Consider the following 16,852-nt stretch of genomic DNA (forward strand, 5'->3'; position numbering starts at 1 on the left):
CAATAGCTTTTCACTAATCTAATACAATTTTAGCCATGTGGCAGCCAACTGATTTACCTGTTCCTGTTGAAGTAGAGACAAAAGCCGTTTTAAAACAGGCGACGACAGCCCACCGCTATCTGGCCGAGCTGAAAGGAGTGGCCGCAACTATTCCCAATGAACAGATATTGATCAGCACGCTTACGCTGCAGGAAGCGCGGGACAGTTCGGCCATTGAGAACATCATCACCACCCAGGATGAGTTGTTCAAAGCCGAACTGCAGGCAGGTTACGCCCTAAGCACTGCCACTAAGGAGGTGCAGAACTATGCCACTGCCTTACGAGAAGGATTTGAAGCGGTGCGTAAGAATAAGATTCTGAGCTTAAGCCATATTCTTAGGATTCAACAGGAACTTGAGCAGAACAACGCTGGCCTGCGTAAGCTGCCAGGCACGGCATTGAAAAATGCCAAAACGGGTGAAACGGTTTACACACCGCCGCAGCACCCTGACCAGATAGAACACCTCATGCATAACCTCGTCCAATATATTAATGATGACGAGGTATCGGATGTCGACCCGCTGATCAAGATGGCCATCATCCACCACCAATTTGAGAGCATCCATCCTTTCTATGACGGGAATGGCCGCACAGGACGTATCATCAACATCCTGTACCTGGTGTGCAAAGACCTGCTGCAACTACCTGTGCTATACCTCAGTCGCTATGTGGTGGAAAATAAGGCAGACTATTACCGCCTACTGCAGCAGGTACGCGACTCAGGTGACTGGGAGGCATGGCTCCTGTTCATGTTGAAGGGAGTGGAAGAAACTGCCAAGCAGACCATCGAGATGGTGAAAAGCATAAACCTCCTCATGCAGCAGTACAAAAAAAGAATTCGTACGGACCTGCCAAAAATATACAGTCAGGATCTGCTCAACAACCTGTTCAAGCACCCTTACACTAAAATCGAGTTTGTAATGAAGGACCTCATGCTGGAGCGAAAAGCCGCTGCCCGGTACCTGAACGCGCTTGCTGATTTAGGATTGCTACAAAAAGAAAAGGTAGGCACGAGCAACTACTACCTGAATCTCCCCCTGATCGAGGTCTTTGTGAACGCCAAAGAGCAGTACACCTCCACCACGCCTGTTATAGGCACGCAAGATTCTTAGTATGTACCAGGAATGCTGATTTTAGGGACATATAGCTGAAGGTGTGTACCAAGAATGTTAATTTCTGGTACATATGAAGTCAAAGTGTACCAAGAAGACCTCATGTAAGTACATAAGGGTAAACTGTGGTCTCCAAAAATGCTACGGCACATTTCTGAAACTTTCCCCTATCTTATTGCTGCCCCGGCAGGGCAAGCACCTCTTCCCCTGCCGTTAAAGGATCGAGAGTCCTTAGATTACCCATCCCCCTTTTGACCTGCTGGTTCTCTAAAATTTATAGCAGAGCAGATACTTTTTACATATTTGTGTATCTATAACATTTTATAAACGTCCGTTTGTAAAATGTTATAACTATCTTCGCCCCCGAGTTTCACCTATATAATAAGGAGTAGCGAAGATGAAGTACGTGGCCTACTACCGGGTCTCCACAAAGAAGCAAGGCCAGAGCGGGCTGGGTCTGGAGTCACAGCGCGAGATGGTGAAGGGTTTCCTCAAGCCCGGCGATGCGCTGCTTGCCGAGCACATTGAGGTGGAGAGCGGCAAGAAGAACGATAGGCCAGAGCTAGAGGCGGCCATCGCCCTGGCCAAACGGGAGCAGGCCCAGCTGCTGATTGCCAAACTGGATCGTCTCAGTCGTAACGCCGGGTTTATCTTTAAGCTGCGTGACAGCCACGTGGACTTTCTTGCTGTGGATATGCCCGATGCCAATACCCTGACCATCGGAATCTTCGCCGTATTGGCCCAGCATGAGCGGGAGTTAATCAGCTCCAGGACCAGAGCCGCGCTCCAGCAAAAGAAGCTACAGGGTTTTGCCTTGGGTACGCCTGAGAACCTGACCCAGGGAGCCAGGACGAAAGGACTTCAGATACGGCAGGAGAACGCAGCATCGCACAAAGCCAACCGACAGGCCACGGAACTGATCCAGATGTATCGGGAAAAGGATATGACCTATCAGCAAATTGCTGACCGGCTTAACAGCCATGGCTTCACCACCCGCAGGGGGAAGAAATTCTTTGCCATCACCGTTCAGCGGCTGCACATCCGACAAGGGCAGTTTCAAACGGATGCCCTCACCAGCGTAGTTTAGGCTTGCTATATTTATATTGAAAGTGCTTCATCTTTTGTATCTTATGTGGCATAAGAGTTATCACCCTATACTCCTCCTATGCAACATGTACATATTTTTCTGGATGAATTCGGAAACGCCAGCCTAAACCTGGATAAAGCCGGTACCTTCTCCCATTTTGTTCTGACAGCTGTTCTCCTGGATGAGAAGAAGCTGGAGCAGGCCCAGCTGCTAAGGGATACGATCAGCCAACGCTTCTTCCAAGGCCAACCCATCAAGTCCAGCCGTATCCCCAATGATGAGAAGGGCTTCCGGAAAAGATTGGAGGTATTAAGGGAGCTGCGCCAGTTGGACTTCGTGGTGCTGGGGATGGTCATCAACAAGAGCAAGCTGGAGGGAGCAGGTTTTGATCATAATGATGTGTTCTATAAATACTTCAACAGAATCTTTCTCAAGCAGTTTCCCAAAAACTTCACTGCTTTCTCGATTCATGCCGATCAGCTTGGCTGGCCAGAGTTTCGGCGCAGCCTGCACCATTACATTGAAACTAAGGTTATCCAGCGGGATCTGTTTACGCCGGAGCGCTCTTACCGCCTGGTGGAGGATAAGGCAGAGGAGCCCCTGGTGCAGCTGGCAGATTTTCTTTCTGGCTGCCTAGGCAAGATTTACTGCACCAGTCACAGCCACGAAAAGGCATCCGCACTGTTCGATCTGCTGCACGACCGTACGTTCATTGATTTTTTCCCTTTTGAAATAACAGACTATCTCCTCTCCCCTACCCCCGAAGACCTGCAGAAGAACCATCTTATTCGAAGAATAGCATCGGAGTCCGCCCAAGAGGCACTCTCTGGTAGAAACAGCCTTTCGGAGGAGGCGCTTGCCGTGTTGCAGTATCTGTACCTGATGTTCCGCACCGCGCCTGACCGCCTCATCGAGAAACGGGAGATCATCGATAAGCTAAAAAGAAGATTTCCGACTTTTTCGGAGCAGCAGCTGCGGGTTTGTGTTCAACACCTGCGCGACAACGGGGTGCTAATCGCAAGTATCCAAGGTAAGTCAGGCTATAAGCTTCCTGACGGCGTGGAGGATATCGCTGGCTTCTATAACCGTTACCTCAACAGCATTGTCCCGATGCTCAATCGCATCCATATCTGTAACCGTAAGTTGATGGTGAACAGTGTGCAGGAGGTGGATCTGCTCGAGTCTAACTCCGCTTATTCGCTTTTGCATGAGCTGATTAAAACACTGGATAAGGAGAAGCATGCTCCTTTGATCGAGTAAATTGGTTTTACTAATATGTTATAATTAAAGGAATTATCGCTTGATCTTTATCGACTGTAGCCATCTGGTGCTGGATTTAGCCTTATATACATGATTCTATATTGATTGAATTAGGGCTTCTAATGTATTATGTAATAAATATTATTTAAAAAATTTTAGTTAATAAATTTTATTTAAAGCATAATAATTAAAGTGCTGTTCTTAATCTCGTAACAAAGCTGCCATAAAATAAAAAGCGGCGCAGGGATGTACCTGCACCGCTTTCCAGCACCCGATTGGAGTGGCCAATCTTAAAGCCAACCATTTCTAAACTAGGTTTTGATCAACTCATTAAAAGCTTATGTAATTACTTTACTTCTTTACCAATGAGAATTCGGTTTACTACATTTCTGTTACCTGATTTAAGCTGTAGGTAATAAGTGCCGCTTTTGAGTTTCTGAACAGGAATGATCAATTGCTTTTCCTTGGTTTTTTTAGAGTATACCTCCTTTTGCTGCGTATCCAGAAGGCGTACCTCGTAGCTGCTATCAGTTTTGTTACCATCTTCAGGGAAGGCATTGCTGAGTGATACGTTTAGCTCATCTGAAGTCGGGTTAGGATAGGCATAAGCATACATGTCATAGCCCTGATTGAAGTAAAAGCTTCTTGTGTCTTTGACGCTCCATCCGCAGCCTGGCGTGTACTGCTGCAACTCGAAAGTGTACTCTCCAGGGTAATAGGCATCGAAATAAATGGAGCTGCCAGAGTACTCCATTGGATATGGCTCAGGAGAGCCAAGTGGCGGTGTGATGGTCCACAGGTAGTTGCTAGGGTCCACTCCGGAGACGTTTGTGTCCACAAAGAACTGGTACGTTTTCCCTGTTTCAGGCCCATAGATTTGGCAGTAGCAGCTCAAGTCGTACGGGTTACTGATAAAGGCTGTATTACTGCTGCCGAGTGTTATGGTTTTCGAGATCGATTCGTTTCCACACTTCCCGCTTATTGTAAAGGTAATAGTAGCCTGACCTGTGGAAGAGGCGCTCGCTTTCTGAAGATTTGCCATTGTACCCGTGCCCGTTGAAACCGTGAAAAGATTTGTTGGGGATACTTTCCAGCTTGCTGTTGCCCCGCTAGGCAGGCCGTTTAGCTGGTAAGAAGCACTGGCGCACATATTATCTGGGCCTGCTATCGTGGCACCGTAGTTTCCTAGCTTTATAGAAATAATTCCATCAATCTCTTTTGTCACAAAGTTCGCGCCTGCCTCGCTTAGTAACACATGTTCTTCATTTTGAGCAGGTGCATAGTAGGCATCAAATGGAATCTCACCGGAACAAAACAGGTTTCTGTTGCTTAAGTTCTCACCCCAGTTACCAACGTTAGCCTGATTATTCCACTTGTAGGCTAAAGCGCTTTTTGTAGGTATAAAAGAGTGGTTCTCCACCAGGTTTGAAAAGCTAGTCTTCATTAGTGCTCTGCCACCCATATCATTAGCTTCATCCCGAATAATACCTTGGCTATCATAGGTTCCACCTGGGGCTAAATCTATACTGGCTCCTGAATTAATTGCCTTAGCGTACCTGTCGCGCCCAGGGATGCCTATCCCGAAAGGGCCATACGAAGTTCCTTCAAAAACTTTGCACACGTTGTCGGCACTTGGAGCAAAAGCAACATGCGTTGCAATAAATTTACTAGTCACGCTGGAGTTTAGCCACCAAAGTAAAAGCACCCTTGAAAGCACTGTTTTCTTTACTTCAAGATCAAAAGCTGTCCCACAGGCGCTACCAGTAGGCTGCAAAACTCCGTTCTGGCTGCCATTGATTAGGGCAATCTTACGAATAGCACTTGATGGAAACCCCATGGTGTTTGGTAATCCATTAGTTTCCAAAGCAGTTTTAAACCTGTCTCTGTAATTAGGTGCGCCGGCAACAGTCTGAGAATTGCTCAAATAGTGATGCACTAACATCTGGCGGGCAGCCGGGGAGTTTATCTGCTTATTACGGGCATCTCTGGAGCCCTTGCTAACAGGGGCCATATAATTCAGGAACCATTGGTCGCCTATGGGGATGTTGGCTCCTAAATGCGGTGCGTCGAAGGAAACCCAAAGTCTGGTGTTATGTACGTTGCCTCTTTTTTCCATCAGAGCTAGGGCGTAGCGGGAAATAAGGCCAGCCATGCTTGGCCCTATAATGGTGATTTTCTCCATGCTTCCTGCCGCTGCTAGTTGCTGGTTAACCCTTGTGACAAGCGTCATCAGCACATAGGCATTTCGCTCGATGTAATCGGCCCCATCAGGGAAGTTCAGGACAATCACGTCATACCCCTTGGTTCGCATTTGAACTCCAAGATTTTGTGGGCCTGAAGCTGAACTCGTGTAGCTTAAATACCTCCCATAGATTTCAGCAGCGCCTCTCCCGTCGCCTGGATCGAAGCCGTCTAACACTATGATAGGCTTTGTAACGTTCAGTTTATTGGCGGGGCTGGTGTTGTTGGCATTGTTACAGCTTTTGGCAGCTGCATAGTAGTAATATACCTCTCCTTTACCCACTCTTGCCGTTGCCTCTTCATAACCCTTAAAGCTTTCAGTTGAATAGATATACTCTTTGAAGCAAGGAATATATTGTGCTTCATAATCAGTGCCATCTGCAGCAACCCGGGCCGTAGCCGATGTGATAGTAGATGCTGTTCCAAGCAGCTTAAGTCTTCCGTAGGTGATCCTGGAGGTGTTGTTGCTGAGCACCATTTTAAACTTCAGCACTTTTTCACCACCGGTGCTATAGTATAAACTACTGCTGCTGCCGTTCGGGGTAAGCGTGATGGTGGTATTGTTGTCGCCGCCAGTTACTTCTACCCTGCTGACACTTAAGGAGGTATTCTTTATTATCAGGTTCGCAGGTAATTGAAAAGCTACGCTTCCTGTTCTGGCTTGTTCCGCCAAAGGAGCCACTGCAAATGCCCAGGCACTTACGTAGGGTATTCGGGGCCTGCCAGCCACATCGTAATATAAGTCGTTGGAAACGCTGAGCAGGTTGTCTCTCAGGGCAAGTGTGTCTATTTTATGAAAGTTATAGTAAAGCACACCAATAGGCACTACAGTAGTTTGCTTGAAACGGGCGGATCGCGCGTCGAGGGTATCGGGGTTTAATATAACGGGAGGAGCATAGCTGGCATTGTAAAGTTCGTAGTGCGCCTGTCCGAAGTGAGTGTAGGAGGAGGTATCGGCCTGAGCACGCTGATTGAAAACATCCAGACGGGCCAGAGGCACTACCCTATCATAGAGAATGCCGCTGGGAATCAGGCTCTTGTTCAAATTTGCAATGCGGCGATCAGCCTCGGCCTGAAAATCGCTCTTTTCAGCCGGGTGTGTCTGGCAGAGGGCACTAAAAGAAAGCAAAGCCAATAGGCTGAGCAGGTAAAGTTGTTTCATAACATTTACATTTTATAGTGGACAGTGAATAGAAGGGAAGCAAGTAGTGAACTTAGAACGTGCTGACATCGAACCGCCCATTGGTGACCACCACCGAGTCCTGCCCGTGCACAGCCTTAAAGGCGAAGGTGCCAGATACAATTCCATTAATCGTATCTGCTTTGGTGACGATGACCATGCCTTTGTACTTACTGGTGGTCATGTACAGTTTGCCTGGCACGTAGTAGGCACCGTAGTTCTGGGGCTGCTTCAGCTCTCCGCCAAACAAGTTAGTAGTAGAATTTAGGGGATACTCTCCCGGCTTGAACACACCCCTAAGGTAAATCTGAAAACCGGTCTTATCTTTTCTGTAAGCATCTATGAGCACATTATTTTGGGTTGAGTCAAAAGTGTAAGTTCCATGATAGCCACCCTCCACAGGGTCAGGCGCGTTAAAGCCTGTGCCACCGTTGGCAACCCATGCTTTGCCGTTCACAATAGCTCCCATGGTGTCAGCGCCGCTCTGAGTGGCGTCGGGCAGCAGCTTCAGCTCATCCTTTTTGCAGGCGGTGTTTAAGAAGAATGGGAAGAGAAGGAGGAGTAATTTGCTTTTATGTTTCATAAGTTTGCTAAGTAAAAAACTAGTGGTATCAAGGTATTGGCATTGTAGCGGCTAACCATTACGGCAGCAGTTTTGGCCGCGTCAGGACGCGGAAAGGAAGAGGAAAATGAATTGTAAATTTTAAGGCCTTTGTTGAACTTAAAAAATAGAATTGATTATTAATCAGACACAGTTATTAACGTCACGCTTTGGCCAATAGCGGCAAGGCAACAACGTTGATGCAGGTAATAGTATGAATAATTAGGTAAACAGTAGGGAAAGCACCTCGTTAGAGGTTATAAGAAAGGTATATAGTAATTGTTTATTAAACAACTGTTTGCAATTATTATTTTATAAAGATTTAAGGTGTTTATCCTACAGTACAATACGCTACTTGCCGATAGAGACTTCATACATCCTTACTACATAGTCAACCCCAGTTTAAGCTCAGCTCGGTCTGCTTCTCCTTTTCGTTATATTGAGACCCATAATGCGGCTGACACTGCTTCTCTGACCCCATAAGGTTGAGATTCTAAGGATCGTAGTGCTCCAGAAATAAAATAGCGGCCAGCGGGCGCGCGCTCATGCTCATGCGGCTAAATCAGGTATCTTTCTATTAGAAGAAAACACGCATAAATACCGCTTTTTCTTCTAACAAATTGCCAAGCTGCCAAGCAGTGGCAGCTCTGAAAATCAAAAAGATCTGCAAAAGCATTAGCATGTCCAATTGGATAAGTTTGTGTTCTTGCATATTATACTTTTAAAGTCTTATACCTAATTAACTCAAGTGTTTGTTGCACAACTCTTGGATATTATTTACTTGTAATACCATTTTAAAAAGCTAACTTTTGCTTGTTAATGTAACAATATATTGTTACATTAACAAGCCTATTTCGTATACCAATATAGGCATTACCTTGAATTAGCATGAACAGAGTAAAAGGCATTTTGCAGAACGGGACCACGATCATACTGGAAAACTATGACCAGAGCAACGTGGACGATATGTACTTCATCAAAGCCATAGAAGCCACGAACCAACGCAATCACAGAACTATAGCAGAGTACTTCAACGGACTGATCAGAAGCCTGGAGACAGTGCAGCAGGAGGTCAGGGAGCAGAAAGTACAGCTGCTTTTATCTCAGTACAGAGACAGGCCTGTGGTATCGGAAAAGGTTCGCCAGGAACGGAGAGAGCAACTCGGGCAGACAAACCACATAGCTGCCTGCGAGGGCTACGAGGAGGAGGAGCTCAACAAGGTGCTGGACGAACTGTATATCAACGGGCAAATCACGCCTGAGGAGATGACTCAGGTATTCAACTTAAAGTATCTGTAATGAACGACAGGTACTGCTATCCCGGCACCAGTGTGCTGATCAATCATTTTGACATCAGGGACGCAGCTAAGCTAAGCAAATTAGAGCTTACCCACTGGAGACATAACGTGCTGGCTTTGCCTGATAAACTGCCCAGCCAGCTAAAGTTTGATTTAACGCTTTGGCAGCTGATCCACAAGGAAACATTTGGCTCCGTCTACCCTTGGGCAGGGGAGCTCCGGAGTGTGATGATCTCCAAAGACAATGCCGTACATGCCGCGCCACGTATGATTGAGCCCTATGCCAACCACTTACTCCAGGAGCTGAAGGCAGCGGGGTATTTAAAGGGACTGGCCAGGGAGCAGTTCCTATTGAAGGGATCTTATTTTTTTGAGGAGCTGAATGCCATTCACCCCTTCCGTGAGGGAAACACCAGAACACTAAAGGTTTTCTTTTCCCTTTTGTCCCGACAGGCGGGGTATGAAATAGACTGGCTCAAGGTTTCGGCGCAGCAGTACCAACAGGCAGAGCAGGCTTCATTTGCTGCAGGAAACAAAGGCCCCTCCCCTTTTTACCCGCTGTTTAAGGAGGTCCTTCAGCCTGTTGAGTTATCAAATAAGCAATCTATCAGGTTCAAACTATGAGTCAGAACAACCAAGGCGACACATGCGCAGCGTGTGATTCTAAGAGCCACATCAGCGCAGAGGTGAAGGCTATGTTTAAGGAGACAAACCTTACCTGGGAGAAGTTGGCAGAGCTGGATGAAGGCGTTGGCCGTGGGAAGGGGAGCTATAGGCAAACCTTTTTGGCAAGGCTTATCAAAGCCCAGGAAACGCTGCAGAAAGTTGGGTACAGCATCCGGATCGAGAAAGGTTAGTTCTATAAAGATTTATATTTTGTACATTGTTAACTTTGAAAAAATTTAACTTACCCAAAGATTTTTTCCAACCCGTTCCTTATAAGGAGGAGGAAGGACTGTACCAGTGGCTGAGTTGCCAATCCGTACCTGTATTTTAGTAACTTATGCAACACGAGAACAAACCCTCTGAGGCCCTTTTAAGCGATCCGACCTACTTCCTGAGTAGGATTGACAGGAGCGTAGCCGATAACATCAGAGACATTGAGAAGTCCTTTGATGAAGATGCCGGTATTGTGAAAGATTTCATCGTCTTTATTTCAAGGAAAATGAAAAAGGACCTTTTCGGTTTCACGAGGTTCACGCTTTCAGAGTTTTGTAAAGAAACTGGGCGTAATAAGCAGACCTTGTGTGAGGTGCATCCCAAGTTCAGAAATAACCCCAAAGCGGAGGTGCCGGAATATTTCGGTCACCGGTTTGAGACAACCTTTGACTATGCCCTGTTCCACATGCTGAGCAATAACATTATCTTCTCTCGCTCCTATGAATATAAGCACCAGGATAAGGTGATAGAGCTGAAGAACTTTGCCATTCTCAAGGATATTAAGGTTAGCATCGACAGACACACCAATACCATCAAGATTTACGATGTCCGAATATCAGATGAGCTTATGGAAGGGTTTTTCCGCAGGTACTATACCATCGACACCAACGGCTATAAGCATGTAGGAAAAGGGCGTGGCGGCGACGGGCGCAAGAGCCTGTACATTTTCCTTTACAAGACGCGTCACCAGCTGCTTAGCTCAGGTAAACGCATCACGAAGTTGCCTATAGATCTGTTGGCCTCGGTTGCCCATATTGAGTCAGAGGAACCTCGGTTCAAGAAAAAAAGTGTGAAGAGGGTGCTGGACTACATTCGGGAGAAGGGAAAGCTGCCTTTCGATTATACCTTTGTCCAAGGGGATCCAACTAAAAAGTACCAGGAGCTCTATTGGGTTAGTCTGGACTTCTCCGTGTACCACGAGGTTATGGAGGCGAAGGAGGATCATAACTTTTACATTGCTCTGCTGGAGCGTATGCGGGATCTTTTCCACCATACCTATGGGAACCATGTCCAGATCACAGGAGAGAAAGATACTTTTCAGCGTTGGCTGACTAATTCGGACGCAGACCTGACGCATAAGGCAAATGAGCTTTGCAAAGCATATTTTAAGGTACACAACAAGGATATCACACTGGCAATGGCGAAAAAGCTTATTAGGGGAGGTCTGTTCTCCGATGATAACTAAAAGGTTATTCAAGTATTGTCACGCAGGACAGAACTAAAGGCTATTTGGAAACTCCCTACATTGGCCTTGGAAGGACTTTAAGCAAGTGTTCTAGCCTATTATTCAAGTATTGCCACACATTCGAGACATAAAGGGCCAATCTAATATATGGATGAGATATGACTTTTGCAAAATACAAACTTGGAGAAGATGTAGAAGTAAGCGGTACGTTCACAGGATTAGGTGACCAAAAAGGTAGAGTCACCGAAATAGTGTATGACAAGCTGAGCAGCCAATTCTTCTATAACGTGCAATGTGGAGAGAACCGGCATTATGCGCAGGAACGATTTGTCTCTAATGCACAGCGACTTAACGAAGGCACTTGATTAATGATGATAGAGACTCCTAGCGAATGTCTCCAGCATGCCACAGGCGTTCTTTCTGAGGGTCTCTTGACAGGTTGCGTTGCTGCAAACCATATGAAGCGGCGGGTCTAATGTATCGAATCGATCTTTTACCTTATGGATGCCTTCTTAAGCCAAGGGAATATCTACTGTTCAAGTATTGCCACACTCTTTCAGAGCCATTCAAGTATTGCCTCAGTAGCCGGAGCCGTTCAAGTACTGCCACAATCCATTCAAGTATTGTCTCAAGTCGTTCAAGTATCGCCACAAATTGGCTATTCCCCTCAACAATAGCTGTTTTACCTACTCAAGTATTGCCTCAAGCCATTCAGGTATTGCCACGCTTCTCCAAAGCTGTTCAAGTATTGCCTCAGTAGCAATAGGTCATTCAAGTATTGCCACACCCACAATGCACCCCATTGGCTCTATTCCGTACAGCCGTTCAAGTATTGCCACTAAATATATATACTTCTATATACTTCCTTATAAATAGTAAATTGAAATGTCGGAGGGGTTCGTGAACAATAAAGATTTAACAAAAGGGAAGAGAAAGAGACTTGCGCTGCGAAAATTACACAACTTCTTCACAAAAACAGCTAAAATATGACCAGTGCTTTAATAACTAGCTATGAAGTCTAAAGATTCCTATACAGGGCCGGGAAAAATAAGATAAAAGCATAAAAATAATACATACATAATGTAACTTTTTATATACACATCGTATATATCAATATATCTTTTATATTAACCCCTTTAAATTTTGTGTGTATGGAACAGACTTCAACAACCGTCAGCCAGATTGCAGAGGTAAAGCTCAGCTACCATCCCCAGGTGAAGCCCTCCGAGCGCCCGCAGATTACGAGTTCTAAAGACAGTTACACTTTCTTCCTACAGCTATGGGATGAGGGCAGCATACAGTTCCGCGAGCAATTTAAGGTTATGTTATTAAGCAGGGCAAACAAAGTGCTGGGAATATTTGAGGTTTCTACCGGTGGCGTGGCCGGTACGGTGGCAGATCCCAAACTTATCTTTGTCGCTGCACTCAAAGCCAATGCCAGTGGGATCGTTTTAGCTCATAATCACCCATCGGGCAACTTAAAGCCCAGCAGTGCAGATATTAGCCTTACTAAAAAGGTGAAGGAGGGCGGTAACTTACTTGATATTGCTGTTCTGGATCACATCATCCTTACCAATGAGGGTTATTATTCTTTTGCAGACGAGGGACTTTTATAAAAGTCCCTTACTCCTTCAAATCTCGGCTGTAAACCAACCGTAGCGGCCCGCCTGACGGCGGGTTTTCTTTTTTTCTTTCTGTAGTAATGCCTGTTCTACAATACCACACAAGCAATTTAGCGCTAACATAAGGGGAAATAAAAACTCTATTTTGCGGATAAATTAAATATACTAAATGTAACTAAATGTATACATTACGTATATATTGATATAAGTTTTGTTTAACCTTCTAAAGCTAAAAGTTATGAACGCTTATCAAAAATTCATTCAACTGGCAGATCAGGTAACAAATGAGGTCATCGAGCAATTAGAACAAGGCCAGGTATTCTGGAGAAAGCCATGGACATCTTACGGATTGCCTAAAAACTATGTATCTGGCCGCTATTATGAAGGCTTCAATGCTTTCTTTCTGAACTACCTGACTGATAAAAAAAGCTTTAGGACGCCCTATTTTCTTACCTATAAACAGGCTAAAGAGCTGGGGGGATATGTAAAGAAGGGAGAGAAAGGAACGCAGATCATCTACTGGAAAGTTTACGCCAAAAGTGATACTAGGGAGGGTAATGGCACTGCAGGAGAGACAGAGGAGGTGTATCAGAGAAGGTTTGTCCCTTTTATTTGGACTGTATTTAACATTGATCAGGTGGAAGGAATAGAGTTTACCCTCCCTTCTGTTCATGAGCGTACCGATCTGCAGGTAATAGAGGCTTGTCAGGAGGTGGTGGATCAATACCCTATGCCACGCCCGAACGTTCTGCACGGCGGCTCCCAGGCCTACTATGCGCCTTTTAATGATACGGTACAGATGCCGGAGCTGAGCAGCTTTGTTTCCTCTCAGGCTTATCACGCGACTTTGTTTCACGAACTGATTCACTCTACAGGCCATCAAACCAGGCTTAACCGTTTCGCCGATGAAGCGAAGGCGGCCCGGTTTGGGGACATAAATTACTCTAAGGAGGAGCTGATAGCCGAGATGGGAGCAAGTTTCCTCAACGCCTTTGCAGGTATCAAAGCGGAGGTTTTTGAGAACTCGGTGGCTTACTTGCAGGGATGGGCGACGAAATTTAAAGATGATAAGACCATGATCATCTATGCAAGCACAAAGGCTTTTAAAGCGGCCAGCTATATCCTGAACCTACAGGCAGATAGTAACCTGGGGGCAGAAGCAACAACTATGGCAGCATAGTCCTTTGAAAGATCTTGTCTGGTAACATCAGGCAAGGTCTTTCATTTTAATACTGATGGGGTTAACTGGGGAGATTTGAAAGTCGAAATTCTGCCATGGCGACCCGCCTTCGGCGGGGTTCTTTTGGTGTATTAACTTTAGGTGAAGTGTAATGATGTGTTCAGGTAACTACTAATTCTAGAGCTGCTACATTTAATATTTCTTAGAAGTTATCTTTTTTAACATATAAGCAGTTATGAGAGAAAGTGCCTTGGTTGGGCAGAACAGAGGCCTAAAAATTGAGCGAATTATATGGCTTTTTTGGGAATGCCAGGGTTTACGGCTTCTCCACCGGAAAGCAACTCACCGGGGTGTGTTATTTGAACCTATCGGCTGCAAAGGTCAGCAGCAGCTCTTGTTCTGCTGGATGGGCGGGCACGCCACTGTGCCATAAGAGCAGTACACGCAGCAGTCTCCTGACTTGGGTTTCAGTACGGTGCGGCATTGCTCGCACTCGTAGAAATACTGGCAGGCATCCGTTGGCATCTGCTCCTCTTTCCTGTGCCCGCACTCCGGGCAAGTAAGCACGGAGGCTGTCTTCGTCTTATCCATCATGGCTTCTTATCCTCTATGGCCACCGTATAGCCTGTCTTCCTGGCCGCCTGCAGAATCTGCATGGGCCTTACCTTTGTGCTGTCGTATTTGATGACGGCACTGCCTTTCTTATAGGAAGTGCTCACGCTGAAGACACCTGCCAGTTTGCCTACTTCCTGGTTCACATGCGCCTCGCAGCCCGCGCAGGTCATGCCTTTCACCTGCAGCTTTACCGACTGTGTGAAGTTCGTTTGCGCGCTGGCAGCTTTGGCAACGGGTTGTTGCCTGTAGAAGGCTCCCGCGTATTCAGGGAAGGCCAGTAGGAGCAGTGCCACGCAGCTTACGGCCAACAGGAATTTGTTTGATTTCCAAAAGGTAGGCTTTGCCTCTCCCTCACATGCACAGGCAGCGGCTGATTTTTCCGCCTTTAGCCGCTGGTACCAGGCCAGGGCCAGCACGGCCACGGTGATGCCGGCCAGGTAAGGCCTGAAAGGCTCCACCCACCCGAAGGCGGAGATGGCACCAGTGACGCCGCCCACCAGGGCCAGCAAGGGAGCGATGCAGCAGAGCGATGCAAGGAGGGCCGCCAACAGGCCGGTTCCTAATAGTCTTGTCGGGGATGTTCTCATGGCAGGGGATTATGCTTGTTCTAACTTACTGCTGATATGCTTGAAAAGGGGATTTATGATTTTCAGGTGATCCTGCTTCAGGGAGTAAAAGATCGTTTGCCCTACTTTTTTGCTCTGGATGATGCCGCCGTCTTTAAGCTTGCGCAGCTGCTGCGAGACGGCGGACATGGTCATCTGCAGCACGTCGCTCAGGTCGCACACGCACAGCTCCCCCTCCTCCTCCAGCAGGTAGAGGATCTTCAGCCTCGTCTCGGTGCCGGCCAGGCTCAGCACCTGGCTCAGCTCCTGAATCATGGTCTCTGCAGAATTCAGCTTTTCAGCGCACAGATTCAGCCGGTGCTCATCGGCATATACTCGGATACATGTTTTGTCTTCCTTCATTTCAAATACTTACGCAACAAAATTACAAATGTAAAAGTATTTAAGCAAATACTTAAGTAAGATATAATAAGACGAACTTGCTATGAAATATGATGTGTTTGTGATTGGTGCTGGAATGGCCGGTGCCGCCGTGGCCAAGAAGTGCGCGAAAGCTGGGCTGAAGACTGCTATCTCCGACTTCCGGCCTTACGGGGGCACCTGTGCCCTGCGGGGCTGTGATCCGAAGAAAGTGCTTATTGACGGTGCCAGCCTGCAGGAGCAGGTGCAGCGGCATTTGGGGAAAGGCCTTAACGGGGAGGTGAAAATTGACTGGGGTGAGTTGATGACCTTTAAGGACACTTTCACGGATCCTGTGCCTGAGAACATGGAGAAGGGATTTGAGAAGGCCGGAATAGACACGTACCATGCTCCTGTCTCTTTTCTGAATGAGTCCACTTTGCAGGTGGGTCAGGAGGAGATTTTCGCTGAAAGAATAGTGGTGGTTACTGGTGCACGCCCAAGGGTGTTGGACGCACAAGGGGTAGCGTATACCATCACAAGCGACGATTTCCTGAACCTCGAAGCACTACCGGAGCACATTACCTTTTTGGGCGGCGGCTATATTTCCTTTGAGTTTGCCCACCTTGCCGCACGCGCAGGCACCCGTGTCACGATCATAGAGCACGGCCCCCGTCCCCTGAAGCATTTTGAACAAGACATGGTGGACGAGCTGATGCGGGTATCAGAAGAGGCAGGCATAGACATAATACTGAACTGTCAGGTGCAGTGCATCACACAAAAGGGCAGCGGTTATGAAGTCAGCCTGGAAGGCAGGGAGACACTTGAAACGGGGCTAGTAGTGAGCGCCATTGGGCGCGTGCCCGAAGTAGGACAGCTTGAGCTGAACAAAGGCAAAGTAAGGCACGGCAGAAAAGGAATAGCGGTAAATGAGTACCTGCAAAGCACCTCCAACCCCCGCGTGTATGCGGCCGGAGATGTGGCCGACACAGAAGGCTTACCCTTAACACCGGTGGCTGTTTATGAGGGCCACTTCCTGGCGACAAATATCATCAAGGGCAACAGCAAAAAAGTGAACTACCCAGAGATTCCCACGGTGGTCTTCACCATTCCGTCACTAGCATCTGTGGGGCTTACTGAAAAGCAGGCGAGGGAGCAGGGGCTGGACTACAAGGTAAAAACACATGACGCAAGGCAGTGGTTTAACGGCAGAAGGCACCGCGCCCATGCTTACGCTTACAAAGTGCTGATGAGCAAAACTGACGGAAGCATACTTGGTGCGCACCTGGTGGGCCCGTTCGCGGAAGAGACGATCAATATTTTTGCTTTAGCTATGAAAGCAGGGATGAAGGCAAGAGACCTGAAGAGCTTTCCTTTCAGCTACCCTTCCATGGCATCCGATGTAAGCTACATGTCATAGCACTGAGCAAAAAGCAGCTTATGAACATCTGTACTCAAGCTTATCTAAATATGCTTGTTTTTCTATGAACCAATGCTTCTATCTTATCAAAGGCTTGATGGACACGG

The 16,852-nt window shown here is 46.9% G+C and carries 16 protein-coding genes; 10 read left to right on the forward strand and 6 right to left on the reverse strand.

What is annotated here, in order from left to right; translation table 11 throughout:
• Window positions 1–35 precede the first annotated feature (35 nt).
• From CA264_RS20920 to CA264_RS20930, 3 genes are all read left to right on the forward strand, one after another.
• Window positions 36–1,151: a Fic family protein gene (locus CA264_RS20920; RefSeq protein WP_025603943.1), complete on the forward strand. Its 1,116-nt coding sequence runs from the start codon at window positions 36–38 to the stop codon at window positions 1,149–1,151.
• Between the two features lie 397 nt (window positions 1,152–1,548).
• Entirely contained in the window at window positions 1,549–2,238 is a 690-nt protein-coding gene (locus CA264_RS20925; RefSeq protein WP_025603944.1) for a recombinase family protein, read from the forward strand.
• 78 nt (window positions 2,239–2,316) lie between these two features.
• Window positions 2,317–3,498 (forward strand): DUF3800 domain-containing protein, encoded by a 1,182-nt coding sequence (locus tag CA264_RS20930; protein ID WP_025603945.1) that lies wholly within the window; start codon window positions 2,317–2,319, stop codon window positions 3,496–3,498.
• A gap of 346 nt (window positions 3,499–3,844) precedes the next feature.
• Here the strand turns inward: CA264_RS20930 and CA264_RS20935 are convergent, their stop codons facing one another.
• The 3 genes from CA264_RS20935 to CA264_RS22410 form a co-directional block, all read right to left on the reverse strand.
• On the reverse strand, window positions 3,845–6,901 hold the full coding sequence (locus tag CA264_RS20935; RefSeq protein WP_025603946.1) for a T9SS type A sorting domain-containing protein: 3,057 nt from the start codon (window positions 6,899–6,901) through the stop codon (window positions 3,845–3,847).
• 52 nt (window positions 6,902–6,953) lie between these two features.
• Window positions 6,954–7,502 (reverse strand): Riean_0653 family protein, encoded by a 549-nt coding sequence (locus CA264_RS20940; RefSeq protein WP_025603947.1) that lies wholly within the window; start codon window positions 7,500–7,502, stop codon window positions 6,954–6,956.
• A 595-nt stretch (window positions 7,503–8,097) separates the two neighbouring features.
• Entirely contained in the window at window positions 8,098–8,232 is a 135-nt protein-coding gene (locus CA264_RS22410; protein ID WP_257791746.1) for a hypothetical protein, read from the reverse strand.
• A gap of 176 nt (window positions 8,233–8,408) precedes the next feature.
• Here CA264_RS22410 and CA264_RS20945 point away from each other — a divergent pair, with 176 nt between their 5' ends.
• From CA264_RS20945 to CA264_RS20970, 6 genes are all read left to right on the forward strand, one after another.
• Window positions 8,409–8,819 carry a hypothetical protein gene (locus CA264_RS20945; protein WP_025603948.1) on the forward strand — a complete coding sequence of 137 codons (411 nt, stop codon included), beginning with the start codon at window positions 8,409–8,411 and terminating at the stop codon, window positions 8,817–8,819.
• Window positions 8,819–9,442 (forward strand): Fic/DOC family protein, encoded by a 624-nt coding sequence (locus CA264_RS20950; protein WP_025603949.1) that lies wholly within the window; start codon window positions 8,819–8,821, stop codon window positions 9,440–9,442. The genes CA264_RS20945 and CA264_RS20950 overlap by 1 nt, the downstream gene beginning before the upstream one ends.
• Window positions 9,439–9,675 (forward strand): hypothetical protein, encoded by a 237-nt coding sequence (locus tag CA264_RS20955; RefSeq protein WP_025603950.1) that lies wholly within the window; start codon window positions 9,439–9,441, stop codon window positions 9,673–9,675. Before CA264_RS20950 ends, CA264_RS20955 begins: the two co-directional genes overlap by 4 nt.
• A 146-nt stretch (window positions 9,676–9,821) precedes the next feature.
• Window positions 9,822–10,943 (forward strand): hypothetical protein, encoded by a 1,122-nt coding sequence (locus CA264_RS20960; protein WP_025603951.1) that lies wholly within the window; start codon window positions 9,822–9,824, stop codon window positions 10,941–10,943.
• Between the two features lie 1,151 nt (window positions 10,944–12,094).
• Window positions 12,095–12,559, forward strand: coding sequence for a JAB domain-containing protein (locus tag CA264_RS20965; protein WP_025603952.1), 465 nt, complete (start codon window positions 12,095–12,097; stop codon window positions 12,557–12,559).
• 244 nt (window positions 12,560–12,803) lie between these two features.
• Window positions 12,804–13,745, forward strand: a complete 942-nt coding sequence (locus CA264_RS20970) for an ArdC family protein (RefSeq protein WP_025603953.1) — start codon at window positions 12,804–12,806, stop codon at window positions 13,743–13,745.
• A gap of 381 nt (window positions 13,746–14,126) precedes the next feature.
• On the opposite strand, the gene CA264_RS20975 is transcribed toward CA264_RS20970, so the two are convergent.
• Genes CA264_RS20975 through CA264_RS20985 form a run of 3 tightly spaced genes read right to left on the reverse strand, consistent with a single transcriptional unit; the run spans window position 14,127 to window position 15,328 of the window.
• Entirely contained in the window at window positions 14,127–14,339 is a 213-nt protein-coding gene (locus tag CA264_RS20975) for a GDCCVxC domain-containing (seleno)protein (RefSeq protein WP_025603954.1), read from the reverse strand.
• Window positions 14,336–14,947 carry a mercuric transport protein MerTP gene (gene merTP / locus CA264_RS20980; protein ID WP_025603955.1) on the reverse strand — a complete coding sequence of 204 codons (612 nt, stop codon included), beginning with the start codon at window positions 14,945–14,947 and terminating at the stop codon, window positions 14,336–14,338. The genes CA264_RS20975 and merTP overlap by 4 nt, the downstream gene beginning before the upstream one ends.
• 9 nt (window positions 14,948–14,956) lie before the next feature.
• Entirely contained in the window at window positions 14,957–15,328 is a 372-nt protein-coding gene (locus CA264_RS20985) for an ArsR/SmtB family transcription factor (RefSeq protein ID WP_025603956.1), read from the reverse strand.
• A gap of 82 nt (window positions 15,329–15,410) precedes the next feature.
• Between CA264_RS20985 and CA264_RS20990 the strand changes: the two genes are divergently transcribed.
• Entirely contained in the window at window positions 15,411–16,745 is a 1,335-nt protein-coding gene (locus tag CA264_RS20990; RefSeq protein ID WP_025603957.1) for a dihydrolipoyl dehydrogenase family protein, read from the forward strand.
• Window positions 16,746–16,852: the final 107 nt, after the last annotated feature.

The organism is Pontibacter actiniarum (assembly GCF_003585765.1).
GTDB classification, from domain to species: domain Bacteria; phylum Bacteroidota; class Bacteroidia; order Cytophagales; family Hymenobacteraceae; genus Pontibacter; species Pontibacter actiniarum.